The sequence below is a fragment of the Ornithinibacillus scapharcae TW25 genome (assembly GCF_000190475.1).
Taxonomy (GTDB): domain Bacteria; phylum Bacillota; class Bacilli; order Bacillales; family Amphibacillaceae; genus Ornithinibacillus; species Ornithinibacillus scapharcae.
In genome coordinates this window covers 17,512-43,515 of the sequence record NZ_AEWH01000046.1, presented here as the reverse complement: position 1 = coordinate 43,515, position 26,004 = coordinate 17,512, and the positions used below count along the sequence as shown (strand labels likewise).

31 protein-coding genes, 1 pseudogene and 2 riboswitches are annotated in these 26,004 nt (G+C 35.1%); of the genes and pseudogenes, 18 read left to right on the top strand and 14 right to left on the bottom strand.

From position 1 onward, the window contains the following. Positions 1 to 30: 30 nt before the first annotated feature. Positions 31 to 741 carry a hypothetical protein gene (locus G5W_RS0112095; RefSeq protein WP_010096995.1) on the bottom strand — a complete coding sequence of 237 codons (711 nt, stop codon included), beginning with the start codon at positions 739 to 741 and terminating at the stop codon, positions 31 to 33. A 121-nt stretch (positions 742 to 862) separates the two neighbouring features. Here G5W_RS0112095 and G5W_RS0112090 point away from each other — a divergent pair, with 121 nt between their 5' ends. The 4 genes from G5W_RS0112090 (at position 863) to G5W_RS0112075 (ending at position 5,641) form a co-directional block, all read left to right on the top strand. Further along, positions 863 to 2,320 carry a spore germination protein gene (locus G5W_RS0112090; protein ID WP_010096993.1) on the top strand — a complete coding sequence of 486 codons (1,458 nt, stop codon included), beginning with the start codon at positions 863 to 865 and terminating at the stop codon, positions 2,318 to 2,320. A 108-nt stretch (positions 2,321 to 2,428) separates the two neighbouring features. Continuing rightward, complete coding sequence (locus G5W_RS0112085; protein ID WP_010096991.1) at positions 2,429 to 2,638, top strand: YqgQ family protein; 210 nt, start codon at positions 2,429 to 2,431, stop codon at positions 2,636 to 2,638. After that, positions 2,638 to 3,603, top strand: a complete 966-nt coding sequence (locus G5W_RS0112080; RefSeq protein WP_010096989.1) for an ROK family glucokinase — start codon at positions 2,638 to 2,640, stop codon at positions 3,601 to 3,603. Before G5W_RS0112085 ends, G5W_RS0112080 begins: the two co-directional genes overlap by 1 nt. A 157-nt stretch (positions 3,604 to 3,760) precedes the next feature. Beyond that, positions 3,761 to 5,641 (top strand): LTA synthase family protein, encoded by a 1,881-nt coding sequence (locus G5W_RS0112075; RefSeq protein WP_010096987.1) that lies wholly within the window; start codon positions 3,761 to 3,763, stop codon positions 5,639 to 5,641. 36 nt (positions 5,642 to 5,677) lie between these two features. Here G5W_RS0112075 and G5W_RS21070 read toward each other — a convergent pair whose 3' ends face one another. Continuing rightward, entirely contained in the window at positions 5,678 to 5,863 is a 186-nt protein-coding gene (locus G5W_RS21070) for a DUF2759 family protein (protein ID WP_010096985.1), read from the bottom strand. Between the two features lie 175 nt (positions 5,864 to 6,038). On the opposite strand from G5W_RS21070, the gene G5W_RS0112065 reads away from it, so the two are divergent. Next, positions 6,039 to 6,665 carry an MBL fold metallo-hydrolase gene (locus G5W_RS0112065; protein WP_010096983.1) on the top strand — a complete coding sequence of 209 codons (627 nt, stop codon included), beginning with the start codon at positions 6,039 to 6,041 and terminating at the stop codon, positions 6,663 to 6,665. 52 nt (positions 6,666 to 6,717) lie between these two features. Here the strand turns inward: G5W_RS0112065 and G5W_RS0112060 are convergent, their stop codons facing one another. From G5W_RS0112060 to comGA, 8 genes are all read right to left on the bottom strand, one after another. Further along, positions 6,718 to 6,960 carry a DUF2626 domain-containing protein gene (locus G5W_RS0112060; RefSeq protein WP_010096981.1) on the bottom strand — a complete coding sequence of 81 codons (243 nt, stop codon included), beginning with the start codon at positions 6,958 to 6,960 and terminating at the stop codon, positions 6,718 to 6,720. Positions 6,961 to 7,056: 96 nt separating this feature from the next. Then, positions 7,057 to 7,464: a hypothetical protein gene (locus G5W_RS0112055; protein ID WP_010096979.1), complete on the bottom strand. Its 408-nt coding sequence runs from the start codon at positions 7,462 to 7,464 to the stop codon at positions 7,057 to 7,059. Further along, positions 7,433 to 7,849: a competence type IV pilus minor pilin ComGF gene (locus tag G5W_RS22845; RefSeq protein WP_010096977.1), complete on the bottom strand. Its 417-nt coding sequence runs from the start codon at positions 7,847 to 7,849 to the stop codon at positions 7,433 to 7,435. Before G5W_RS22845 ends, G5W_RS0112055 begins: the two co-directional genes overlap by 32 nt. Beyond that, positions 7,833 to 8,168: a prepilin-type N-terminal cleavage/methylation domain-containing protein gene (locus tag G5W_RS0112045; RefSeq protein ID WP_010096976.1), complete on the bottom strand. Its 336-nt coding sequence runs from the start codon at positions 8,166 to 8,168 to the stop codon at positions 7,833 to 7,835. Before G5W_RS0112045 ends, G5W_RS22845 begins: the two co-directional genes overlap by 17 nt. Then, complete coding sequence (gene comGD, locus G5W_RS0112040) at positions 8,155 to 8,595, bottom strand: competence type IV pilus minor pilin ComGD (RefSeq protein WP_010096975.1); 441 nt, start codon at positions 8,593 to 8,595, stop codon at positions 8,155 to 8,157. Before comGD ends, G5W_RS0112045 begins: the two co-directional genes overlap by 14 nt. After that, the gene (comGC, locus tag G5W_RS0112035; RefSeq protein ID WP_010096974.1) at positions 8,570 to 8,884 is read right to left on the bottom strand and encodes a competence type IV pilus major pilin ComGC; all 315 of its coding nucleotides are present in this window, start codon (positions 8,882 to 8,884) and stop codon (positions 8,570 to 8,572) included. The genes comGD and comGC overlap by 26 nt, the downstream gene beginning before the upstream one ends. Before the next feature lie 12 nt (positions 8,885 to 8,896). Further along, complete coding sequence (comGB, locus tag G5W_RS0112030) at positions 8,897 to 9,949, bottom strand: competence type IV pilus assembly protein ComGB (RefSeq protein ID WP_010096973.1); 1,053 nt, start codon at positions 9,947 to 9,949, stop codon at positions 8,897 to 8,899. Next, positions 9,909 to 10,919, bottom strand: a complete 1,011-nt coding sequence (gene comGA, locus G5W_RS0112025; protein ID WP_010096972.1) for a competence type IV pilus ATPase ComGA — start codon at positions 10,917 to 10,919, stop codon at positions 9,909 to 9,911. The genes comGB and comGA overlap by 41 nt, the downstream gene beginning before the upstream one ends. A gap of 101 nt (positions 10,920 to 11,020) precedes the next feature. Between comGA and G5W_RS0112020 the strand changes: the two genes are divergently transcribed. Continuing rightward, on the top strand, positions 11,021 to 11,533 hold the full coding sequence (locus G5W_RS0112020) for a shikimate kinase (protein ID WP_010096970.1): 513 nt from the start codon (positions 11,021 to 11,023) through the stop codon (positions 11,531 to 11,533). Then, positions 11,526 to 11,753 carry a YqzE family protein gene (locus tag G5W_RS0112015; RefSeq protein WP_010096968.1) on the top strand — a complete coding sequence of 76 codons (228 nt, stop codon included), beginning with the start codon at positions 11,526 to 11,528 and terminating at the stop codon, positions 11,751 to 11,753. Before G5W_RS0112020 ends, G5W_RS0112015 begins: the two co-directional genes overlap by 8 nt. 26 nt (positions 11,754 to 11,779) lie before the next feature. Here G5W_RS0112015 and G5W_RS0112010 read toward each other — a convergent pair whose 3' ends face one another. Both G5W_RS0112010 and G5W_RS0112005 read right to left on the bottom strand, forming a co-directional pair. Further along, entirely contained in the window at positions 11,780 to 12,553 is a 774-nt protein-coding gene (locus tag G5W_RS0112010) for a YqhG family protein (RefSeq protein WP_010096966.1), read from the bottom strand. Then, complete coding sequence (locus G5W_RS0112005; protein WP_010096964.1) at positions 12,543 to 14,207, bottom strand: DEAD/DEAH box helicase; 1,665 nt, start codon at positions 14,205 to 14,207, stop codon at positions 12,543 to 12,545. Before G5W_RS0112005 ends, G5W_RS0112010 begins: the two co-directional genes overlap by 11 nt. 147 nt (positions 14,208 to 14,354) lie before the next feature. Beyond that, a riboswitch (glycine riboswitch) is annotated at positions 14,355 to 14,455 on the top strand. A gap of 2 nt (positions 14,456 to 14,457) precedes the next feature. Then, positions 14,458 to 14,545, top strand: a riboswitch (glycine riboswitch). Between the two features lie 134 nt (positions 14,546 to 14,679). On the opposite strand from G5W_RS0112005, the gene gcvT reads away from it, so the two are divergent. The 3 genes from gcvT to gcvPB are packed head-to-tail and all read left to right on the top strand — an operon-like array spanning position 14,680 to position 18,611. After that, complete coding sequence (gcvT, locus tag G5W_RS0112000; protein ID WP_029191110.1) at positions 14,680 to 15,792, top strand: glycine cleavage system aminomethyltransferase GcvT; 1,113 nt, start codon at positions 14,680 to 14,682, stop codon at positions 15,790 to 15,792. A gap of 16 nt (positions 15,793 to 15,808) precedes the next feature. Then, complete coding sequence (gene gcvPA, locus G5W_RS0111995; RefSeq protein WP_010096962.1) at positions 15,809 to 17,158, top strand: aminomethyl-transferring glycine dehydrogenase subunit GcvPA; 1,350 nt, start codon at positions 15,809 to 15,811, stop codon at positions 17,156 to 17,158. Then, positions 17,151 to 18,611: an aminomethyl-transferring glycine dehydrogenase subunit GcvPB gene (gcvPB, locus tag G5W_RS0111990; RefSeq protein WP_010096961.1), complete on the top strand. Its 1,461-nt coding sequence runs from the start codon at positions 17,151 to 17,153 to the stop codon at positions 18,609 to 18,611. Before gcvPA ends, gcvPB begins: the two co-directional genes overlap by 8 nt. 51 nt (positions 18,612 to 18,662) lie before the next feature. Here gcvPB and G5W_RS0111985 read toward each other — a convergent pair whose 3' ends face one another. Further along, on the bottom strand, positions 18,663 to 19,571 hold the full coding sequence (locus tag G5W_RS0111985; protein ID WP_010096959.1) for a helix-turn-helix transcriptional regulator: 909 nt from the start codon (positions 19,569 to 19,571) through the stop codon (positions 18,663 to 18,665). 77 nt (positions 19,572 to 19,648) lie between these two features. On the opposite strand from G5W_RS0111985, the gene G5W_RS0111980 reads away from it, so the two are divergent. From G5W_RS0111980 to G5W_RS0111945, 8 genes and pseudogenes are all read left to right on the top strand, one after another. Then, complete coding sequence (locus G5W_RS0111980; protein ID WP_010096957.1) at positions 19,649 to 20,104, top strand: VOC family protein; 456 nt, start codon at positions 19,649 to 19,651, stop codon at positions 20,102 to 20,104. Between the two features lie 295 nt (positions 20,105 to 20,399). Then, complete coding sequence (locus G5W_RS0111975) at positions 20,400 to 21,311, top strand: phosphotransferase family protein (protein ID WP_010096956.1); 912 nt, start codon at positions 20,400 to 20,402, stop codon at positions 21,309 to 21,311. 232 nt (positions 21,312 to 21,543) lie between these two features. Continuing rightward, the gene (locus G5W_RS0111970; protein WP_010096955.1) at positions 21,544 to 22,536 is read left to right on the top strand and encodes an NADPH:quinone oxidoreductase family protein; all 993 of its coding nucleotides are present in this window, start codon (positions 21,544 to 21,546) and stop codon (positions 22,534 to 22,536) included. A 219-nt stretch (positions 22,537 to 22,755) separates the two neighbouring features. Next, a pseudogene (locus G5W_RS0111965) lies at positions 22,756 to 23,198 on the top strand (GNAT family N-acetyltransferase). Between the two features lie 323 nt (positions 23,199 to 23,521). Then, positions 23,522 to 23,860 (top strand): TIGR04104 family putative zinc finger protein, encoded by a 339-nt coding sequence (locus G5W_RS24890; protein WP_010096953.1) that lies wholly within the window; start codon positions 23,522 to 23,524, stop codon positions 23,858 to 23,860. 118 nt (positions 23,861 to 23,978) lie between these two features. After that, positions 23,979 to 24,539, top strand: a complete 561-nt coding sequence (locus G5W_RS0111955; RefSeq protein WP_010096952.1) for a GNAT family N-acetyltransferase — start codon at positions 23,979 to 23,981, stop codon at positions 24,537 to 24,539. 86 nt (positions 24,540 to 24,625) lie between these two features. Continuing rightward, a complete protein-coding gene (locus G5W_RS0111950) occupies positions 24,626 to 24,892 on the top strand; it encodes a DUF4190 domain-containing protein (protein ID WP_010096951.1) in 267 nt (88 codons plus the stop codon). Between the two features lie 356 nt (positions 24,893 to 25,248). Continuing rightward, positions 25,249 to 25,458 carry a hypothetical protein gene (locus G5W_RS0111945; protein WP_010096950.1) on the top strand — a complete coding sequence of 70 codons (210 nt, stop codon included), beginning with the start codon at positions 25,249 to 25,251 and terminating at the stop codon, positions 25,456 to 25,458. A gap of 47 nt (positions 25,459 to 25,505) precedes the next feature. Here G5W_RS0111945 and G5W_RS0111940 read toward each other — a convergent pair whose 3' ends face one another. After that, positions 25,506 to 25,994: a pyridoxamine 5'-phosphate oxidase family protein gene (locus tag G5W_RS0111940; protein WP_010096948.1), complete on the bottom strand. Its 489-nt coding sequence runs from the start codon at positions 25,992 to 25,994 to the stop codon at positions 25,506 to 25,508. Positions 25,995 to 26,004 lie beyond the last annotated feature (10 nt).

Sequence of the window (26,004 nt, the reverse complement as noted above, 5' to 3'; positions counted from 1 at the left end):
GTGTATAACTGATCAATTTTATCTCTGAGTCTATATAAGGTAATAAGTAGTTTTTATAGAGCCCTTCCCATAATTGTCCAATAATACGATCGGTTTTTCTTGGTTTATTGTAGGAAATGGTTTCTGTTGATAATTGGCTAGATCTGTTAACGGGATACTATGATATTCATTAATGTTGATATGAAAATGGGTGATGAGGTCTTGCCAATGTTCCAATAGTTTCTTCATTACTTTAGCATCTTTACTTGCCTGATATTCGGATTGTTTATTTCCGACTGCATCTTGAAAGGATTGAAAAGATGCTCCATCATGGAACACGTACAACTTATTAGCTGTCATTTGCTGTATACTATTTATATCATCTCCTGAATGAATCTCTCCATAATGAAATGTGATTGCTTCCCACTTTTGGTTGTGATTGTCCGTTATTTCTTCTGAATAACGAATCAAATCCGTATTTTCTCTCCACTGGCTCCTCATTCCTTTTAATTCACCATCACCGAATAACAAAGAAATATCCTGTCTTAAATACATTGGAACTTCTGATTCCGACAGAACCTCCCAGGTAATCTTGTAGTCTGTTTGATTTAAAGTAGAAGTCAGGTCTGTACTAGCAGATTTAAAGCTTGTCCCATAGTCAATTGGAAAATATGTGATAGTAGGTGCAACCTTTAAATTCAAGGTGAAAAAGACGCCTAAAATAACAACGAACACAAAAGATAGAATGATTAACTTTTTCATTTTATTCACCCTTACTAGAGTTAATAGTTATTCATATGTATGTGCAATAGAAGAAGATTATGAATAGAAATGTAGACCTAGCAAAAACTAGAATAAGTAATATGCACTATCTGGAGGTATTATGGAAAGAGAAAAGCAACCGTTATTTACTTCTTATGAGCAGAACAATCGTTATTTGCAAGATAGGCTACAAGTAGATAAAAGTTTTGACATTGTAAATTTAGATTTAGAGTATGCTGGTAGAAAGATGTCAATGTTTTTCATTGATGGCTTTGTAAAAGACGATATAATGCATTTATTGATGAAACTTTTAGCTAAGCTTGAACCCGAAGATTTGGAACCAGACCCATTAAGTAAATTAATCAAAACCTATTTACCTTATGTTGAACTAGACCAAGTGGCCGATTTAAATCAGGCTGCTGATACTGTATTGGGTGGTCCGACTGCATTACTTGTCGAAGGAGTTAACAAAGTCATTATTATTGATGCTCGTACATACCCGGTTCGGTCACCCGGTGAACCAGACTTAGAAAGGGTTGTTCGAGGCTCAAGAGATGGTTATGTTGAAACTATCGTCTTTAATACTGCTTTAACGAGAAGAAGAGTTCGCGATCGTTCATTAAGAATGGAATATATGCAAATTGGCAGGCGATCATTGACCGATATTTGCATTTGTTATCTGGAAGATATTGCAGATATGAAACGAGTAGAAAACTTGAAAAGTAACTTGCAAAAAATTGATACTGATGGGCTACCGATGGCAGAAAAAACAGTAGAAGAGTATATTAGTGGAAGACATTGGAATCCATTTCCAACTGTTCGGTATACAGAAAGACCTGATACAGCTGCTTCGCATTTATATGAGGGACATGTGCTAATATTTATTGATGGCTCTCCAAGTGTCATCATTACTCCAACAACTTATTGGCACCATTTACAACATGCTGAAGAATATCGACAAAAGCCTCTTATTGGAGCTTATCTTCGGATGGTTCGTTTCATAGCGGTTTGGGCATCCATCTTTATTTTGCCACTATACTATTTGTTTTCTACAAATCCAGATTTATTACCAGAAGGTCTAAAATTTATTGGTCCAAATGAAATGGGAACCATTCCTATTTTATTGCAATTTGTCATTGCAGAAATAGGTCTTGATATGTTAAGAATGGCTGCCATTCACACCCCGACCTCACTCGCAACGGCCATTGGCTTAGTGGCTGCTATTTTAATTGGACAGGTAGCAATAGAAGTAGGGCTATTTTCATATGAGGTTATTTTATATTTAGCTGTTGCAGCGATTGGTACCTATGCAACACCGAGTTATGAATTAAGTCTAGCTAATCGGATCGTACGATTATTCCTTTTACTCGCTACAGCTTCATTTGGTGTAATTGGCTATATGGTTGGGACACTCTTATGGATTCTGTATACAGTAAGGATGAAGTCATTTGAAATACCGTATTTTTGGCCAGTATTACCATTTTCCTTCCGAGCGTTTCGAGATGTATTTATTCGAACACCAATACCACTGAAACGAGAACGTCCAAGTGTTTTACATCCACAAGATCCAGACCGATAAAAGGTTTGGTTTTTTTTTAGCTTCTTGCATTATGCGAATAGTTGATTAACCATATAAAACAATATATCTTTTGATAAAATTTGGTATATAATATTAGTTGGTGATATGATGAATTCAGTATATGATGTACAACAGATATTAAAAAGTTTCGGCACGTTCATTTATACCGGTGATCGTATAGCCGACATGGAACTTATGTTAAATGAGATAAAGGAACTTTATAACGCAGGTATATTGGATGCAGAAAAGTATAAGCTTTCTGTACTAATCCTACGACATGAAATGAACAGACTACAAGTTGAAAAAGGTGAAAAATGATGAATAAAAATGTAATTGTCGGAGTAGATATAGGAGGTACTACTGTTAAAATTGGTCTTTTACAGAACAGTGGACAAATTATTGAGAAGTGGGAAATCCCAACTAAGAGATCAGAGCAAGGTACAGATGTTATAGATGATATCTGGTCATCTGTTGTAAGCCGTTTAGAGGAGCAAGATATAAATTTAGAGACAGTTCTCGGCATAGGAATCGGAGCACCTGGTTTTATTGACAGTGAAAATGGGTATGTATTTGAAGCTGTTAACATTGGATGGAAAGATTTTAAGTTAACAGAGTATATGTCCAGCTTATCGGGTTTACCAGTTTATGTTGAAAATGATGCTAACATTGCTGTATTAGGGGAAAATTGGCTTGGTGCAGGTGGTCAAGCAAAAGATGTTATCGCTGTCACATTAGGAACTGGTGTAGGTGGCGGTATTATTGCGTCTGGGAAAATTTTAAATGGTGATAATGGAACCGCTGGAGAAATCGGTCATATTACTGTTGATCCTAACGGTTATACATGTAACTGCGGTAGAAAAGGATGTCTAGAAACGATTGCTTCTGCAACTGGTATTGCTCGTCAAGCAATGAATGTAATCCATGAAAAGCCTACTAGTCCACTAGCTGAAGTGTATCAGGTGAACCAAACCATTACATCAAAGGATGTTTTTGAACTAGCAGCTACAGGGGATGTAGATAGTATCGAAATTGTAAACCATACTGCGGATGTGATCGGCTTTGTATTATCCAATCTTGCAGTAACACTAAATCCATCCAAAATACTAATTGGTGGAGGTGTCTCAAAAGCTGGAGATGCTATATTACAACCAATTAAAAATTATTTTACAAAGTATGCACTGCCACGTACTAGTGAAGCTTGTGAACTCAGAATTGCAGAATTAGGAAATGATGCTGGAATCGTTGGTGCTGCTTATCTAGTTAAAATATCTTTCAATCAATAAATCTAATTTTCTCCTAAGTGTTGTCATATTTTTGAAACCTTTTTGTGTTTTAAAACGTCTTATAGAATAGTATGTTTATTCTGTATTATGGTTGTGCCGTTACAGCCGACAAACGAAAGCATAGAGTAAAGTAGTAGTATTTTTAGGAGGATTTGTTATGAAAGGTAGAGGAATTAGGCTTCCTTTATATGTAACTGTTACATTATTATTTGGGCTGAAAACCTATATTGTTTATCGTTTTTTATTTAGTCTGGAATTAGAAAATTCGATGCAGGAGTTTATTCTCTTTATCAATCCATTTGTCTCTGCTTTTCTTATTTTTGCCATAAGTGTTTGGATTAAGAAGCCAGTAAGACAAATGAAGTACCTTCGCTATATGGCGTTAATAGGGACGCTAATTATTTATGCGAATCTAGTATTCTATCGATCCTTTTCAGACTTTATAACCATTCCACAATTAATGCAAGGTGATAATGCTGGCGATTTAGGATCCAGTATTTTATCCCTTGTAAAATTCTATGATGTATTCCTGTTTGCTGATGTCATTTTTATTTGGTATTTAAGTAAAAAATACCAGGATAGAGTTGTAACGAATTATCCTAGAAGTGGAAAGGTTTGCGCTTTAGCACTCTCTTTAGCATTAATGGTAGGTAATTTCTTCTTGGCAGAGATGGAAAGGCCACAGTTATTTACTCGTGCATTTGATCGAGAGTATTTAGTTAAATATATCGGATTATTTAACTATCATGTGTATGATGCGTTTCTTCATTCCAAAGTAAAAACACAACATGTCTTTGCTGACGGTAGTGAGCTGCCAGCAATAAAAGAATATGTTGATACTGTAATTGACCAAGATGGCCATTCGGAGCTTTTTGGAGTTGCGGAAGGGAAGAATGTAATTTTTATCTCCGCCGAATCATTACAAAGCTTTGTCATTAACAATACGGTTAATGGGCAAGAAATAACGCCATTTTTGAACAGTTTGGTGGAGGATGAAGATACGTATTACTTTGAGAATTTTTATCATCAGACGGAACAAGGTAAAACTTCCGATTCTGAATTCTTAGTGGAAAACTCTTTATATCCTTTACCAAGAGGAGCAGTTTTCTATACACATGGTCAAAATGATTATCACGCACTCCCGGAAATACTAGGAGAAGAAGGGTACTACTCGACTGTGCTACACGCAAACAATGATAGTTTTTATAATCGTGATCAAATGTATCCAAGCTTAGGATTCGATTATTTCTATGATCAAGAGGCTTATGAAGTTACAGATGGTAATAGTATTGGTTGGGGACTGAAAGATAAGCCATTCTTTGAACAATCGATGAAATATCTAGAAACGCTTGAAGAACCTTTTTATGCAAAATTTATTACTTTAACGAATCACTTTCCGTTTGAATTAGACGAAATGGATATGTCGATTGATCGTTATGATTCAAACTCAAACACGCTTAATAATTACTTCCCGACTGTAAGGTATATGGATGAATCCATTGAAGATTTCTTTACACTTTTAAAGGAAGAAGGAATTTATGATGATTCCATCATTATTATCATGGGTGATCACTATGGTATCAGCTCTAACCACAACAAGGCAATGAGTATGTATTTGGATAAAGAAGAGATTACACCATATGACCATGTTCAATTGCAGAGGGTTCCTTTGTTTATTCACATTCCTGGTCACGGTGAGGGAACGGTAAAATCAACTATTTCAGGTCAAATAGATATTAAACCAACTGTTCTTAGTTTACTAGGTATTGAAGCGGATGATATATACTTCGGAAATGATTTATTTAATGATGATCGAAAAGAGTATATCGCTTTACGGAATGGTGATTTTATTACGAAAGACTATATTTACACAAATGATAGTTGTTATGACTTTACTAATGGAGAGGTATTAGATGAAGAAACATCTACTTCTTGTATGGAGATGAGTGAAACAGTTAAAAAAGAATTGAGCTACTCCGATGATATTATTTACGGAGATTTATTTCGATTCATAAAATTTAATAAAGAAAAATATTAAAAAAGCTGCCCCTCGAGGCAGCTTTTTCGTTCATTTTTATAATGAATCTTTTAAAACAGAAATAATCGTACTAATGGAGAAGAATCCAAATGCAAGTACTGATAGTACAGAGAATGCTAGTGCAAGATAATTTCTAAACTTTAATTGTCTGATGACAGATACAACCGATACAATCGCAACAATTAAAAATAGAATTCCTAATACAATATGTGGTGATACCATGTTTCGATTAACCTCCTTACATTCATGCAATTCATCATTGTTTGTCTAATCAAATCATTTATATTAATATGTATCATACTGACACATTTATTCTAGTATAAAATATGCCTTTTGTCGAGGAAATCACTTAATGTTTCTAATTTCTTTAATTAATGAAAATATAGGAGGTAATAACGTGATATTAAAAAGCTTTTCATTAGGTCCATTAGGTACAAATTGTTATATCGTTTATCACGATAAGGAAGCTTTAATCATTGATCCTGGCGCAGAAGGGGAGAAGTTAGTCGACTGGTTAACAAAACAAGAGCTTGAGCCCCTCGCTATCCTTCTAACACATGCACATTTTGATCACATTGGTGCAGTGGATCATTTGCGTAACCACTATGCAATACCAGTTTATATGCATGAAGCAGAACAAGACTGGCTAGAAAGTCCAACATTAAATGGATCGGAGCTTTTTATTGGAAATGGTATATCCACAACTCGACCAGATTATTTATTAGAGCACGGTCACTCTTCAATTGGAACATTCGATTTCGAGGTTATGTATACCCCAGGTCATTCACCTGGTAGCATTAGTTTTTTATTCCGCGATGATAATTTAATTATTAGTGGTGATGTCCTATTTAATCAGGGGATTGGTAGGACAGATTTAACTGGTGGAGATTATCATGTCCTTCAGGATTCTATAAGAAATAAGCTATACAAGCTTCCAAACGAGCTTATTGTTTATCCCGGCCATGGACCTCAAACGACCATTGGGGTTGAAAAACTTCATAATCCGTTTGTTAGGGAAAATTAGTCAACAAAAAAACCCTGCGATAAATCATGTATGTAAGCAGGGTTTTTTGCTTTTAGTGACCGAATCCAGGCACTAAAATAAATTCTGAATACCAAGTAAAACCTATAAAGAAAACAGTACAATAAGCTCCGAACAAGTACATATACATACGCTCAGATAGTTTCAAATAACTTACTGTAAGGAAAAATACCGTTTGAACTAGGAATAGTAATGCAGTGTTAAACATATCTCCAACATAGAACATTACTGTAAAAATCCCAGTCCAAAAGGCAAGGACACGAAACATTCGATCCATCATTTCCCCTCCTTTTCGCTGACGTCATCAATGTTATTATATACAAGTATTCGAATAATGTAAATCAAACATCATATTTACTTCGGATGATTGGGTTTAGTCATCTAGAATAGTATTCTCGTTAACGCTGGATTTATGTGAATCGAGAGGAAGGTCAAAATGCTTTGTGACAAAATAGTGAAAATCATTATTAGTCTGAATAGCGAAATGTAGTAACGGGATATCTCCAGTATCCACTAGTTTTATATCCGCTTTTCCATCGGGATAAACATAATCTGTAACAGGTGTTACACCCTGAAGATAATTCTCTACATACTGCGTATAACTCATTTGAAATATCGTCTGAGCTTTTACTTGTTCGATGAGGTTTTGAGTTATTCTTATATCGTGATTGTATGCTAGGAGGTTGTTTGTGAAATATAATAACACAAACGTTGTTAAGAACAGTACGGAAGGTAACACTAATCCTTTTTCATGATGATTGATATTGGATCGTTTTTTCATATTGTTCTCCTTTTATCGAAGTTATCTGGATACGTAGTCCATTTGTAACTGGTATGATGCTCCAATTTTTAATATCCCTTAGATAAATTTCATGGCCTAATTTATTTACTTGTCGTCTGATGAGATTACCGTATTGTTCGAAGGAGACTCTTTCGCCACCGGGGGATATCATCAGAATCTGATGTTTTTCAGAATAAACAGTGGTAGATTTATTACACTCTTGTTGTAGAAAATGGAAAAACTGTTGAATGGAAATTTCCTGATCATATGATTTATCTGGGATTGCTCGAATAATTACACCATATATAGGTATACATATAATTAACACCGTGATGATTAATAGTAGGGTGAAAAATGTAAAACCTCTTTCACTTCTGAACCCCATATAAGCACACCTCTTCCTTTCGGTTCACAATGCTATTCCATGTTGCACATCCTTTTACTATCGATTGATCCAGCATAATAAACTCAAATGTTACCTTTACTGATTTATATGTTATTTGACTGGCTTTTGGGGACGAATGATTCTGAATAACTTCATATAAGTCATCGTGTAATTGATACGTAATATTTCTTTTATGACTTAGCGCTTCTCTTTCTTTTGTGATGAAAGATGAAAGTGGGAGTAGCATCATTGCGACTACCATTAGAACCAATAGAGCCACTAGCACTTCTGTAATAGTAAACCCTTTATTGTTTGACAATGTATCCACGTCCCTTTCCAAGTGGAAAGATAATATTATACTGATTTTTTGGGGATCTGATTTGCAAAGTACCAGCCTTACGAATTGTCCCGTTTTGGTTAAAAGAGATATTATCTAGTGTACGCTGTTTAATCTCCCACCCGTCTGGTAACTTTCTCTCCAAAAGTTGTTTTTGGTTATCAATTATTTGATAGGTGCCATCAGAAAAAAACATCCGTAAATACCTTTCCTGTCCGATAGATTCATTTTGTAAAAATAAGATATCATACTGAAACTGTTGTAATACTTTTTCTTCTGTCTTCTTTTCGAGTAGTCCAATTGCTGTTGGAATTGTAATGGTTAGGATAATCGCAACGATAGATAATACAGCTAATAATTCGATTAGCGTAAAACCATACTGTTTAGTTTGCTTTTGCTTTTGGTGCATAGACTTTACCATCCCGATATTCAAGTTTTGCATCAGAGCACTTCATTTGGTTTTCACGGATGTAATTTTCCTTTACTAATACTTGAAGACTGGAAGGGTACTCATAATACTCTAAGTAATAAGCATCGACCTGAGTTTGAACAACTGATACTAGGGCTTCGCATCCTTTGTTTTGAACATCCTTACTCTTACTTCCTAAATTGGGAATAATAAGAATCATCAAGATGGAAACAATCATCAATACAATTAACATTTCAATTAAGGTAAATCCTTTTTGATTTTTGAACATACGTATTCTCCTTTATAGCGTTTCGATAAATTGATACATCGGAAGCATCAATGACATATAGATTAGGATGATAACAAAACCTAATCCGGTGAAAAAAATAGGTTGGATGTAAGTAATAGCCTTTTGGACATTTTGATTCATTTCATCTGTTAAATAACTAGCATAAATGCTCAGATCTTTCTCCAACGTTTCTGCATCAATGTTTTTTTGGAATATAGAGGCAAGTTGTGGATTAATTAAGCCTAGTTGATCCATTAAACTGTGAAGGGGAAAACCTTTTGTAAGACCATCTGTTAAAATGTTGGCATAATGGGTTAAGATGGGGAGTTTATGTTGCCGGGCTAATATAGCAAGTACATCTTTGATGGATAATCCTGTTTTTAATAGAGAGCTCACATGGGTTGAGAATAAAAATGATGTATTAAGTCTTATATAATCCCGGTAAAAAGGTATTAACTTAATGAAGTATAATTGGCTCTCGATAGGTATTTTATTTCTGGAAACAATCCATATCCACCTCATAATTAGTAAGCAAGACACAAGGACTATAAATGTGTAGTAGATGGTGGTAGTTAATGTTAGTGCGGCAGTGAGAAATGGAGTATCCTGGTTACTTTGCTGAAGGAGGTTGAGGAGGTTAGGAAGTACGGAATACTGAATAAAGAAGAACAGTATAGAAAAAATACTAATCAAAATGATTGGGTATCGAATGACTTGGGTGAATTTTTTCGTGTATTCTATTCGTTTTTCATATATGTCCACACATTTCAATATGCTTTCTTCTAAGTCACCATATTCCTTCGCAAAATAGAGGTAAGTGGAAATGATAGGGTGAAATTGTAGCTTTTCAAATACATGGTCAATTGGGTGACCATTCTTCAATAGGTTAATCGCATCAATGGCAATTGGCCGTAACTGATTATCCCATTTTAGCGTTTCTAATGCAGATAATAAGGTATAGCCATTCGATAACGCTCGAGCTAACCGCTTTAAAAGTGTAAGCTGTAAAGAAGGTTTTAATTGCTTATTCCAGATTTTCATACGTAGCCTTTGAAATAAAGCCATAACAATATGCTTTCCTCCTTAAATAATGAAAAGATTGTTTATTTGTGATGGATGAGTGTTGTTGATTTATAACTGCTTCTAGTATACGACCATCTAAGATTTCTAGGATGGCTGCTCTTCTTTTATTATCATTGTTCGTGACAATCGGAAGAAGTTCTATGGATGCCACGCCAATTAAAGATTGGTTTAATTCTGTAGCACTTAATCCCATTTCAAACAGTCTGTGGATTGTTCCAGCGGCATGCTTTGCATGAATCGTGCTTAAAACTAGATGCCCTGTTAAGGAAGCCTCAAAAGCGAATTGAGCTGTATGCCGATCACGAATCTCACCAACCATGATAATGTCAGGGTCGTGTCTAAGTGCTGCCTTTAATCCTGATTGGTAGGTTATACCTGCTTTTTCATTTACTTGAACCTGAAGGATATCTTGAATGTTCTTTTCAATTGGATCCTCTAATGTTATTGTCTGATAGGACTCTTCTTTTATAAATTCTTCTAATAAGGCATATAATGTTGTCGTTTTCCCACTTCCGGTCGGTCCGGATAGAAGAATCAATCCAGATTTATGTTTCATCCACTTTTTGAGTGTTATTAACTGATTTTGGAAAAGGAAAAGTTGATCCAGTGTGAGTGCTTGATCTTGCGGAAGTATTCGGATGGCTAGGCTTTCGGAATGATTTACTGGTAGTGTTGAAAGTCTTAAGGAGAAATGATGGGAGTTTTTGTGAAAGGGTATCGTACCATTTTGAGGTTTTCTAATTTCACCAATGTCCATACCTGATGTAAACTTATAATAAGTTAAAATTAAATCGTACTGTGAAGTGGTAATAGAATCAAATAATAATCGTTTACCATGGATTCGAAAGTAAATGTCGGTCTTGGTTTCGAGGGGATAGAAGTGTATATCTGTGGCATTACGTTGAACTGCTTTGCTAAGAATTCTTAGAGAAAGTGATTCTGTTGCGCTCAATGAAATATGACCTCCTTATTCTATTGTCTTTTAGTATATTCGACAGATAAATACTAATTCCTTCTTTTCTTACCAAATATTTTTAAAGGTTGTTGAAATTAATGAAGCATATATTTTTAATAGGATTTATGGGAAGTGGAAAAACAACTACGGCCGTAAAACTTAGTAAAACATTACAGACTAGTTATATAGATACAGACAAATTAATAGAAGAATTACGAGGAAAAACAATCCCTTCCATCTTTGCAGAAGAAGGAGAAAGTGCATTTCGAAATTATGAGAGTGAAACTCTGCATATGATAGAAAATAAGCTTATCGTTTCAACTGGCGGTGGAATTGTTGAGCGTGAAGAGAATATTCAATTTATGCAAGACAATGGAGTAATCATTTATTTAAAAACATCTCTTGACGTTATTACCAATAGATTAGAGCAGGACAAATCCAGACCTCTTTGGAAAGATGAAGAACGAAACACAAGATTATATCGTAAACGTCAAGCTTTATATGAATCGTGTGCAGATTTGACGGTTCATTGTGACGGACTTTCCGTTGATTCCATCACCAATGAAATATTATCCTTCGTAAGGTATAAAGGAATTTTAAGAGGTGAATGATAATGGTAATCCTACAAACAAAGAGGTGATGGGAATTAAAGGGAATGATTATGTGAAATTTATGACGCAACAAGTTGTCTCGTATATAGACCTGCCGAAAGAAGAGCGGAAACAACGCAAATTAAACCAAAAGGCAGAAAAACAATATCCTGTTTTAGGGAACAAGTGGTTTGGTGTTTTACCATATGCCATTAAATCCATCTTCAGGAGAGCACAATAGCAGGTTTCCTTCGCGAACCTGCTATTTTAATTATTTAAATAGAACAGCCCACCATTAATAACGGTTAACTGAATTTTTGGCTGATATCGTTCAATTAGATCTTGTAATTCTTTCTCCATTTGATCCAAATCATTATCTTGGTAACCTTCATAGAAATGCTTCAATAAATTGATTTCATTTTGAAGCTCCTCTAGGGATTCCTTTGCCCATTGATGGTCTAAATCCTGTATATACTGGTCGATAACGGACAGAATTCGCTTATAGCCACTTTGTGGCTTGATAATTGGGGTTATCGTATAACAAAAATCAGAAATTTGCATTTGAAGTTCTATATTCTTAAGCAAATCCATCATTTCTGTTTTCATCATGCCATTTATTAAATTTAATCCAATCGAAAAGACCTCATCTTTTTTATGCTTCCCGATATAGCTTATTTTAATATTAATGACAAGCCATGGGTGAAGAGCTGTATTTTGATCGGTATTGACGACCTGGAATAACCTTGTAAATCGTTCATTCTCTCTTAGATGTTTTAGAATTTGTTGAAGTCTAGGACTACCAAAATGGATCTTTTCCCCTTTATCTACTTGTGCGTTTGGATTGGTAATGAGAGAGAGCTGCATTGGATCTCCCTCTCTACCCATTTGTTTCATATAATGCCAATAAAAAGGGCGATTCATTAAGGCTCTGTCCATTTTTTCATTTAACTGTACTTGTAGAACGCCATTTTGATTGGAAATGATGTCACAATGATGAGCGGTGAAATAGTTCTCTAGAAAAGAATTTAAATTAGTTACCATATCGAGGCTCCTCTTGTGCTGTATTTTGATTCGCGTTGTGTATGATTGCAGCTAAATTATCTAATTTAATTTTTACTTCTCCTGTTGAGGAGGATTCATTCATAATAGATTTTACTTCGTTCTCAAAGCTTTCAATGTTTAATTCTGCCAAAATGTCATCTAAATGGCCGATAACTTTTTCAAAAAGGGCAATTTTTTCATAGAGAAGTTTCATAATATGCTCTTCAAGGGTATTGCGAATAGCGAAATTATAAATATATACATCATTTTCTTGACCATAACGATGAATTCTTCCTATTCGCTGTTCTAATCTCATTGGATTCCAAGGAAGATCATAGTTGATCATATAATGGCAGAACTGTAGATTAATCCCTTCACCGCCAGCTTCTGTAGCGATGAGTACTTGTGCTTTATCCTGGAAAAGTTGCTTCATCCAATCTTTTTTACCACGTTTAAAACCTCCACGGAAGGGTACTGAGGTTATACCATGTTGTTGTAAATACCATTGTAGGTACAGTTGAGATGCTCGGTATTCCGTGAAAATGATGATTTTTTCGTCACCGATTTGCTTGACTAGGTCTACAACCTTCTGGGCTTTTGCGTGATGGGGAAGTTGGCCAATCTTATCAATAATCGGTTGTAATGCTTCTCTACCATGATGCTCTTCATCATTTACAAATTTTTTTAGTGACAGATAACATGCTTCTCGGGAAGAACATAATTCCCGCAGAAAGGTGATTTTTGAAAAGGATGAAAATGGTTGGAATGTCTTATCTAATTCGTTGTAAACCTCATATTCTTCTGGGGTAAAGTCAACCCAAATGGTTTCAATATGACGTTTAGTCGTATCAAGCTTCGTGTCCTTCCTCGTGTTTCGAACCATTACCTTTTGTACAAGATGTTTTAAGTAAACATCTTGATTGATCTTTTTACGGTCGCGCCCATATTTTTCTAAAAAGGATTCGTAATTACCAAGATGTCCCGGTTTTAAAATAGAGACTAAATTAAAAATCTCGATTAACTGATTCTGAACTGGGGTAGCGGTTAACAATAAACAATATTTCTTCTTTAATGCGCGAACAAAAGCATAGTTTTTTGTTTTATGGTTTTTAATTTTATGTGCTTCATCGATTAGAATTAGATCATAATGAATATTTAATATTTCTTCTCGGTGTGGTGAACGTTTAGCAGTATCAATCGACGTAACAATGATATCGTATTGATCCCACGGATAACTTTTTCGAAAAGAAGCCGCTGGGATATAGAATTTTTCATTTAATTCTTTTACCCACTGATTAACTAAAGAAGCTGGAACTAGAATTAGTATTTTTTTTGCGAGTCCCCTTATCATGTATTCTTTCATAATTAATCCAGCTTCAATTGTTTTTCCTAACCCAACCTCATCTGCTAGAATAGCGCGTCCATTCATATCCTCGATAGCTTGTCTCGCAGTTTCGATTTGATGTGGAAGAAAATTCATGTGTGGTAAAAACTCTAACGCTCGCAAACCATGAAAATCCTGTGTGATAGTTGTTAGCTCTGAATCATATGCCATTTTAAACAAATCCCAAGACGAAAAAGGACCATCCTGGTCTAATTTTTCTTCAAGTGATTCAATAAAGCTTGTGTCATGGGTGATATCGATGTTTTTCATTGAATACTTCCTTTATCAATAGTTTCATAATAGGACAAATATAAAGGATACATTTTACTAGTAGTGTGATATAATGTAAGCGAATTATTCTTCAAAAAGAGTTTTGATACATAGTATAACCATAAATTCAAAATTTCATGAAAGCGATTGAGTACAAGGGGAGAGATTACGAGTCGCACTAGCGATACGTAACGCCGAAGGAGCAAGCAAAATGCGAATCTCTCAGGCAAAAGAACCTTTGTAGGACGCACCTCTGGAGAGTGTTTACCAATGTGAGCCACCCACGAAGCACGCATCTGTATAGGGAGATGCTAAACTTTCTGGTTAAAGGACAGGGGCAGAATTATTAGAAGACTAATCATCTTCCAAATAATTCTGCCTCTATTTTTATTTTGAGGTAAAGGGATTCTCTACTAAATGAGGTAAGAATTATATGGTTAATAATTTGAAAATTAAAAAGGGAGTGGAAATTGTGAGTGAGCTGAAAAGAACCCCAATCTATCCCGAATATGAAAAGTATGGGGCGAAGACAATTGATTTTGGTGGCTGGGATTTACCAGTCCAATTTTCAAGCATCAAAGAAGAACATGAGGCAACAAGAACAAAAGCAGGTTTATTTGATGTTTCCCACATGGGAGAAATAATGGTCACAGGTCCAAAAAGCTTGGATTACTTACAATATCTAACGACAAATGATGTTTCTAAACTAGTACCAAACAAAGCACAATATGCTTTTATGTGTTATGAGGATGGCGGTACGGTTGATGACTTTCTGATTTATATGATTAAAGATAATGAGTACTTAGTTGTGGTGAATGCAGCTAACACGGAGAAGGACTATGAATGGATGGTAAAAAACAACCATTATTCTTCCAATGAGGTGAACATAGAAAATGTTTCCTCTAAATATGCACAATTAGCCTTGCAAGGTCCTCTGGCGGAAGAAATACTTCAGACGCTAACGACAACGGAGCTAGGTAGCATTAAGTTTTTTAGATTCGAAACAGAAGTTTACTTCACCGGTATTCCAACACCGGCAATTGTTTCCCGTACTGGATACACAGGCGAAGATGGATTTGAAATATATATTGATCATGAACAAGGACCAGCACTTTGGAACTTAATTCTTGAAAAAGGAAGAGATATTGGAATACTCCCAGTAGGGCTTGGAGCTAGGGATACTTTACGCTTTGAAGCAAATCTTCCTTTATACGGTCAAGAACTATCCGCGACGATTACACCCATAGAAGCGGGACTAGGGTTTGCGGTAAAGGTTAAAAAAGATGCTGATTTTATTGGAAAAGAAGTATTACAGAAACAAGTTGAGAATGGTACGGCAAGAAAAATTGTTGGCATTGAAATGATTGATAAAGGTATACCTCGACATGGTTATGAAATTTTCCATTGTGATGAAGAGATTGGTGTTGTGACTTCAGGTACACAATCACCTTCTCTACAAAAAAATATTGGTCTAGCATTAATTAAATCAGAATTTGCCATTGAAGGAACAGAGTTAGAAGTACAAGTTAGGAAACGCAGACTGCGTGCGAAAGTAGTACCTAGAACATTTTTAAAACAGAATTAATCGGGGAGGGAATATAATGGATTTTCGTTATTTACCAATGACTGAACAAGATAAACAAGAAATGCTTGATACGATTGGTGTAAACTCAACAGATGAATTATTTTCGGATATTCCAGAGAAAGTACGTTTGAAGCAACCTCTATCCTTAAAACAACCAAAAAGTGAGCATGATTTGAAAAAAGAATTAGTGCAAATGGCAAACAAAAACTACAACGTAAAAGAATATACGTCATTTTTAGGTGCGGGAGTTTATGATCACTTTATCCCATCTGTAGTCGATCATGTTATTTCACGTTCCGAATTCTATACTGCTTATACACCATATCAGCCTGAAATCTCACAGGGTGAGCTACAGGCGATATTTGAATTCCAAACGATGATTTCCGAACTAACGGGTATGCCTGTCGCTAACTCTTCAATGTATGATGGCGGTACATCACTTGCAGAGGCTGTGAATTTAAGTGCTGGCCATACTAGAAAGAAAAAGGTATTAGTTTCTAAAGCGATTCACCCTGAGTCTCAGGCCGTTATTGAAACTTATGGTAGAGGACCAAATCTCGAAATTATTTACATTGATCATGTAAACGGGAGAACGGATTTAGAGCAGCTGGCTAGTGAATTGGATGAAGATACAGCAAGTGTTGTAATTCAGTATCCAAACTTTTTCGGTCAAATCGAGCCGCTAGCTGAGATTAGGGAGATATTAGATCAACAAGCTAAAACAATGTTTATCGTATCCAGTAATCCACTTTCCTTAGGATATTTAACTCCTCCTGGAAAGTTTGGAGCAGATATCGTTGTAGGGGATACACAGGTATTTGGGATTCCAGCACAATTTGGAGGACCACATTGTGGGTATTTTGCTACTACGGAAAAATTAATGCGAAAAATACCAGGCCGTTTAGTTGGTCAAACAACGGATGAAAATGGAATCCGTGGCTTTGTATTAACTTTACAGGCAAGAGAACAGCATATTCGAAGAGATAAAGCTACATCAAATATATGCTCCAACCAAGCACTAAATGCTCTAGCAAGTTCCGTAGCAATGAGTTCCATTGGGAAACACGGATTGAAGAAAATGGCTGAACTAAATATGCAGAAAGCTCGCTATGCGAAACAAAAGTTTGTTGAAGCTGGATTTGAAGTTATATCTAATAGCTCATTCTTTAATGAATTTGTTGTTAAGTTACCAGTACCGGTTAAAGCAGCAAATGATAAGTTACTAGAAAAAGGTTTCATCGGTGGTTATGACCTAGCAACCTATTATCCAGAACTAGAAGGTCATATGTTAGTTGCTGTTACAGAAATTCGTACAAAAGAGGAAATTGATGCTTTTGTAAAAGAATTGGGGGATATCCATGAGTAATCAAGATTTTCCATTGATTTTTGAACGTAGTAAAGAAGGAAGAGTTAGCTTTAATTTACCAGAAATTGATGTGCCAGAAATCGATTTGGAAGCAGAACTAACCGAGACATATGTAAGACAAGAAGCTCCAGAGTTACCTGAGGTTAGTGAACTAGATATTATCCGTCATTATACAGGCCTATCGAATCGAAACTATGGTGTCGATTCAGGTTTCTATCCTCTAGGTTCTTGTACCATGAAATATAATCCTAAAATTAATGAAGATGTTGCACGTTTGGATGGATTTAGTCATATCCATCCATATCAGGATCCAAAAACGGTCCAAGGTGCACTTGAAATGATGTTTGATCTGCAAGAAGCCCTAAAGGAAATTACTGGTATGGCTGGAGTGTCCTTGCAATCTGCTGCAGGTGCTCATGGTGAATGGACAGGACTGATGATGATTCGTGCATTTCATGAAGCCAACGGGGATTTCCACCGAACAAAGGTCATTGTTCCTGACTCTGCTCATGGTACTAACCCTGCATCCGCGACAGTTGCTGGTTTTGAAGCGGTAACGGTTAAATCCAATGAAAATGGATTAGTAGATTTAGAAGATCTAAGACGCGTTGTTGGGGAAGATACAGCTGCACTAATGCTAACTAACCCAAATACACTAGGATTATTCGAAACCGAAATCTTGGAAATGGCCGAGATTGTCCATAATGCAGGTGGTAAGTTGTACTATGACGGTGCGAATTTAAATGCCATTATGGGATATGCTCGTCCAGGAGATATGGGATTTGATGTGGTTCATTTAAACTTGCATAAAACATTCACAGGCCCACACGGTGGTGGCGGACCTGGTTCTGGTCCAGTAGGGGTATCCGCGGAATTAGAGCCATATTTACCGAAACCAGTAATCGTAAAAGAGAATGATTTCTATAACTTTGAATATGACCGTCCACAGTCAATCGGTCGAGTTAAACCTTATTACGGTAACTTCGGTATTAATCTACGTGCCTATACGTATATTCGTACGATGGGTGGGGAAGGTCTTAAGAAGGTAAGTGAATATGCGGTACTTAATGCTAACTATATGATGCGTAAGCTAGAGAAAGCATATGACCTACCATATACACAACATTGTAAGCATGAGTTCGTTCTTTCTGGTAGAAGACAGAAGAAATTAGGAGTAAGAACACTTGATATTGCGAAACGACTGCTTGATTTTGATTATCATCCACCAACCATTTACTTCCCATTGAATGTGGAAGAGGCACTGATGATCGAGCCGACTGAAACAGAATCGAAAGAAACATTGGATGGTTTCATTGATACGATGCTACAAATTGCTGAGGAAGCGGAAAACAATCCAGAGATTGTTCAAGAAGCACCTCACCATACAATTGTTAAACGGATGGATGAAACAACAGCAGCTAGAAAGCCAATACTTCGTTATTATAAGTCTTAAAAAGAAAACGTCATAGGAGCTACCTATGACGTTTTCTGTTCGTTGACAATTCTATTTGTATAGCTTTACTGTTTCCTCTAGAAAATTTAAATATTTTGTAATAAAAGTTTCTGGCTTCAAAATCTTAACTTTATTACCGAATCCAGCTAAAAATTGGTAGGAGAATTGATTATCAGGCAATTCAATTGTCGCATAGTATTCTTTTGTATTCATTTTTGAAACGGATTTTTTTCCGTATCTCTCAATAAATTGATCTCTTACAGCAACATCTATCAATAACTGTACTTTAACTAATCGTTGTTGTTCATTATGTTGTTTTTTTTCTACCATTATCTTATCGGATCTTGGAACATAAAAACCGTCTTTTTGGATATTTGTTATCCTAGTCAATTTAAACGTTCGATAGTCTTCCCGTTCTAAACTATAACCATATAGATACCAATGCATTTCGCTTAAATGTAGCTTATATGGTTCAACGACCCTATAAGTTATGTTTCCTAATTGGTCTACATACTCAAACTTTAGTAACCAATGCTTTTCAATTGCTTGCTTAATCAATAGAAGATCTTCCTTAATTTGACTTCTTCCTACCCAATTATAAAAAGTTAAATCAAGTTTTGGGGAAATATCCGCAATGCTCATTCCTTTGATTTTTTGAATAGTGGTTTGAACCTCATGATTCGTAATCAGTTGTTCAAAACCACCTAAAGCTACGAGAATATTTTCAATATCCTTGTGAGTTAATAATCGCTTATCAAATTTATACTCTTCCATTAGCGCATATCCGCCTTCAGCGCCATATTCCGCATAAATAGGGATGTTTGCATAACTTAATGTTTCCATATCACGTTGGATAGTTCGTCTAGTTACATTAAAAAGTCGACTAAACTCAGATGCCGAAACAACTTCTTTTTGTAACAAAATCATTACTATTGAGATAAGTCGTTCAATTTTTTTCATATTTCCCTCCCATATACGACACACGGTTGTCGTCTATGTCCTATTATACTTCAAATATGAAAAGGAGGAATTAACTAATGAAAGCAATATCTTATCTACAATTTGACGGAAGAGCAGAGGAAGCATTAGTTTTTTATGAAAAGGCATTACAAGCAACTAATGTTAAAATGGTGAGATTCGGTGCTTTTGGTCAAAATCCAAATGCCCCATTTACAGAAGAAGAACAAAACATGATAATGGAATCTCGAATTGAGTTTTTAGGTAATATAATCATGATTTCTGATGTCCCACCTTTTATGCAAGCAGGGTTAGGCCAAAACAAACAAGGGACTAACGTCATAATCAGTATTATTGACGCTGATCAAGAAGTGAATAAACGATTATTTGAAGGTCTATCAGAAGGTGGTACTGTAATCATGCCGATAGCTTCCACGCCATGGTCAACGAGTTTTGGAATGCTAGTTGATCAGTTTGGAGTAATGTGGAAATTTAATGGTGAAGCGAGTAAATTTCTAGATAGTTTCGTTAGTTAAATCTGATGAGGGTCTCATCAACATTTTAACACGAAGAAAGTGATTCCATCACAGCCTCTGAAGTTCTACCATGATTGGAGAATTTCAGGGGCTGTTTTATTTCTGCTTTTCTTGCAGAAAGAACCATACTAACTATAACCTGATACTTCAACATCTCCATATTCAACGTGTTTTCATTGGTTAATAAAGGTGAATATTAAAATGCTCCGATTAATTTGGGAAAATAAAATAGTGTTATTGGAATATTATGTTAGTATGGTAAGTGGAACTCCCTAACTATTAAAGGAGACTGAATATGATCAAATATACTGAATTTGATTGGGTTAAGAAAATGATTAATAGTAATTTTAATAACATGAAAGTTAATCATATTATAAAACTTGGTGAGGGCTGGATGAGTCGTGCCTATCTGATCAATCATGAGGTCGTATTTCGATTTCCTAAGGAAAAAGCTGGAGCCATCGATACAGAAATAGAAATAAAAGCGTTACCGAGCTTAAAAAAGCATATTTCTCTAAACATACCGGAATTTATTTTTTTGGGGAAACAAGATAACGGTTTTCCTTTTGTCGGATACAGATTATTACCTGGAGAGCCCATGAATGAACAACTATTTTGCTCACTACCGCCAGAAACAAAGAACAAAATCGCCCATCAAATTGCTGAATTTATGGATCAAATCAGTTCATTCAGTGTTGCCCATGCAAAAAACTTAGATATCCCAGTAAAGAATTTCTATCAATCTTACTTAGAGACTTTTTATGAGGTGAAAGAAAAAGCCTTTCCAGAAGTTAATCAAGATTTGCAAACATATATTTCTTATCGATTTGAAATGTACCTGGAAAATAAAAACAATTTTAAGTATTCACCTAAGCTCCTTCATGCTGATTTATCGATGGACCATTTATTATTTGATCAAAAGAGGCAAGAGTTAACAGGAGTCATCGATTTTGGTGACATAAAGATTGGCGACCCTGACTATGAATACTTGTACTTATTAGAAGAGTGTGGAGAAGCATTTGCTAAAATAGTGATGGGACTGAGAAAGGAAGAAAATGTTCAACATAAGTTTGAAAAGCTGTCTTTTTTCCTTACAGCTGATAACGTTGTACTATTATTAGAAGGGCTAAAAAGGAATAATAAAGAAATGATAGAAGAAGCAATAGATATTCTTCAGTATGAAATGAAGACAATACACCTTAGATGAACCTTAATAGAACGCTACTGATACTGTACCAAACCATTTGATCGTATCAATCATAATGAGGGCCTGCTCTGTACCTGTTTGATAAGATAGATGTGAATTAAGGAGTTTTGCAACAGGGTGGCATTATTTTAACATGACTAGAAGTTATCTTACTAATGTAACTGCTGACATGAAAAGATTGATATATTAAAATTAAAATTAAAATGTCTTATTCAAATAAGGAGTAATAACAATGATACAGCCATTTGATGCACTAGTTGTAAATAAACACAAAGACCAATTTTCTGTAAAACTTCAAAAGTTAGCGATTGAGGATTTACCAGAGGGAGAAGTATTGATTCACGTCCAATATTCGGGTATCAATTATAAAGATAGTCTCGCTACAATTCCTAATGGAAACATTGTCAAGACTTATCCATTGGTACCTGGTATCGATTTAGCGGGGGTCGTTGTATCGTCTAAGAATCCTCGATTTCAAGAAGGTGACGAAGTTATAGCTACTAGCTATGAGATTGGTGTTTCCCATTTTGGGGGGTATAGTGAGTATGCTCGTATTCCTGCAAAATGGGTTGTCCCTCTTCCAAAAGGTCTTACCTTAAAAGAAGCAATGATAATTGGAACAGCTGGTTTTACTGCAGCATTATCAGTTTTACGACTTGAAGAAAATGGTGTTTCCCCTGAAAAGGGAAGGCTGCTTGTCACCGGTGCTACTGGTGGTGTTGGTAGCTTTGCTGTCTCTATTCTCTCAAGTCTTGGGTATGTAGTTGAAGCGAGTACAGGTAAAGACTCGGAACAGGAGTATTTAAAGAATCTCGGAGCAACTTCCATTATTTCACGCAATGAAGTATATGATGGCAAAATCAAAGCGTTAGGTAAACAGAAATGGGCTGCTGCTGTAGATCCAGTTGGTGGCGAACCACTTGCATCCTTATTAAGTCAAATTCAATACGGCGGCTCTGTTGCTGTCAGTGGTTTAACTGCAGGAATAAATCTTCCAACAACAGTATTTCCTTTTATTTTACGAGGGGTAAACTTACTGGGAATCGATTCTGTCTATTGTCCAATGGAAGTACGATTGGAAGTGTGGAACAGATTAGCTACAGATTTCAAAACAGCAAACATAGAAGGTTTTGTTCAACAAGAAATATCACTTCAGCAACTTCCAGAAGTGTTACCTACTCTACTTAAGGGCCAAGCACGTGGAAGAACAATCGTGAAATTATGACTAAAATGACGAAGAGGGATTTAGTATTTATCTAGGGATGCTAGCATCCCTTTTGTTCATTAAAGATTGTACTTAAGATATAGAGGTAGTTTAGGTTATATTTTTGTCTTAGTTAATTTTTGTGTGATTAATGGTTACATTAGATGGACTTTTAGAAATGGGGACCCTTTTGCATCTCCTTCAAAAAGCATTTGCAACAGGAAATAAGAGGTGAATTTTATGAGTTGGAAACTAAAAAATTTGATGAGTTAACAAATAAGGAACTATATAATCTTTTAAAAGAAAGAACTTTAGTTTTTGTAGTTGAACAAAATTGTCCTTATTTAGAAGTTGATGGTAAAGATCCTTATTCTTATCATCTTTTTAAAGAAGATAATGGACAAATCATTGCATATTTAAGAATTGTTCCTGCAGGTATTACTTATCCAGAAACTTCTATTGGAAGAGTCTTTGTAAAGAAAGAATACAGGGGACAAGGTATTGCGGAAGAACTTCTACAAAGAGGGCTGGATATTATACAAAATGAATTGAAAGAAACAACTGTTAAAATTCAAGCCCAAGATTATTTGAGAAAATTCTATGGTTACTTTGGATTTCAAGCCATATCCGAAATATATTTAGAAGATAATATCCCCCACGTCGATATGCTTTTACAAAGATAATACATATAGGCAATGGGATTCCCCTCAGACTTCACATCACACCATCGTTAAACGAATGAATGAAACGATAGTAGCTAGAAAACCAAACTACGTTTTTGTAAGTCATAAATGGAAGCGTCATAGGTATGAATAACCTATGACTTTTTTTGTGTTTATTGGAATATAGCTATTAGATAAAACGCCTTACGATTTAATGTATATATTATTCCGATAATTACAAAATATGTTATGATTATTAATAGAAGCGTTGTAAAAAGGGTACACATACTAGCAAGGATCAGAGAAAAATTAGGGATGGAAATATGTGTTAGGAGGTAATTAATATGCAAAAGTGCGAGAAGTGTCATACAAGGTTTAAGTGGATAGAAATTTATAAAACAGTATGGAAGTCTTTAAGATATAGCAACACAGTGAAATGTAGAAAATGCGATACGGAACATAGTTTAAATCTTGAATCAAAAATAATAAATTCAGTATTACTATTTATTACGGCATTTATTAGCGGTTATATTGTACTTAATCATCTAGATACTTCCGATATTTTATCTCTATCCTTGTTTTTAATAATTTATTTTTTATTAAGTACTGTGGTCTTTATGATATCTCCATTCTTCTTTCAATTTTATTCTAAATACCATTCTAATTATAAAGTATTGAAATAATAGAAAACACCTTAGATTATATGTTGCAAATCAACCTAAAAAGATGATTCAATGACTATATTTAGAAAGAGGTTCATAGGTTAATAGGGAAGATTATAAATTGTTAAGGAGTCGTCTAATGAGTAAACAGAAAAAGTTCCCGAATATAGAAACAGATAGGTTATTATTGCGAAATGTAAATGATGAGGATGTTGATTTTATTTATAAGCATTTTAGTGATGAAAGAGTATGTGAGTTTTTATATGATGAAGAATTATTTACAAATAGAAATGATGCAATAAATTTTGTGAAGTGGAATAAAAATCCAGAAGAGAAGGGATACAACCGTTGGGTAATCATTAAAAAAGGTGCAAAGCAAGAACCAATTGGAACGTGTGGCTATGATAATTGGGACAGAATGAATAATATTGCAGAAATAGGCTATGATCTATGGCACGAATATTGGGGACAAGGGTACATGAAAGAAGCGTTAATTCGTGCAATTGAAAGTGGATTTAAACATATGAATTTAAATAGAATTAACGCTTATGTTGCTTTAGAAAACGATAATTCTATAAAACTATTAGAAAAGCTTGGATTTGTAAATGAAGGAGTATATAGAGATAAGCATTTATTTAGGGGTTCATATTATGATCATTATTCCTTTTCCTTATTAAAAAGAGATTGGAAACATAGCTAATGATTATTGTTAACTTAAAATATTATATTGCTGAACGGGATGTTTATTTAGGAAAAGGAACAGATTGAAAAGAGGAGGGGGTATATTTGGTTGAAAAAACTAACACCAATACTAAATCTGTAATCTCTTTAACTATCGGAATTCTCTCCATTTTAATACCAATATTCGGTTTAATCCCCGGTATTATCGGGGTTATCGTATCAAGAAAAGCAGCAATGGAGATTAAACAAACGAATGAAGATGGAAGGGGTCTAGTGACTTCGGGTTTAATTTGTAGCTCATTAGGAATTATCATACAAATCTTAGCAGTGATAGGTCTAGTAGCTTATTATTCTGTAACTACTGTCAATTAACAATATGAGGTAAATCTTTATAGAAAGGTATTACTAAACTAATGGATATATTACAACGTGTAGGTATTTGAACAAAGGTAGCGAGTGATATACTAAAAGAATTAAACCTGTTAGGGAATTGGTCTTATATTGGAGACGCTTATCTCAAGATACCCACGAATTTTTGGAATGGGTAAATAAACAGGAGATTGATAAGCTGACAACTTGGAAACCTCATACAATGTGATATTAACAGTTCTATAATTATGGGCTAGGTTATGTTATAATGAGTTGCTATGATATTACTACTTTTTCTTATAAATGGACGGATGCCTAGAATAGCCTCCGCAATGGATACCACATGGAGGTGTATGTGAATGAATAAACGATGGACGATCGGTGAAATAAAAAAATTTGTTGAGACCAATTCGGAAAGTAAATTGCTAACGACAGAATATCATGGTTATTCTCAGAAGCTGTTATTTAAGTGTGCATGTGGCAACAACTTCGAAAAAACATTTAAGAAGTTTAAAAATAATAACCAACGGATGTGTGACGTATGTCAACCTCCAAAGGTCTCACGCTAACCAGTGTTTAAAAAAATGGGTTGTCCTGTAACTAGACAACCCATTTTTTAATTATTAAATTCTACCGTCTCATTAACATCTGTCGATTTTGAATCTTGTCCTGTCATCCGTTTATAAAGATAGGCGACTTTTTTTGTAAGATTACCTGTATCCCAATATTCGGCTGCTTCCACTTTGACCTTAATTAAAACAACGTTAGGATCATCATAAGAAGTTTGCATGATCTTCTCATAAGCTTTGCTCCATAACTCCTTTTTCTTATTTAAATCCTCAACGATTTCAGTTCTTCCACGAATAGAAACATACGATTTACCAACATACGCCACATTAACATCTTGATCATGTAAAATTTCTTCATATTTACTAGTATCCTTTTTGGTGAAAAACCACAAATCACCATCAAACTCTACTTCTTGAGTTTTCATTGGACGAGAAACAAGCCCTTCTTCTGTTACGGTAGTCAACATGGCAGTGTCTATGTCCTTAATTAGTTCTCTAATTGTTTCCAAATCTTCTTGTTCCATCATGTTAAACATTCCTATCACC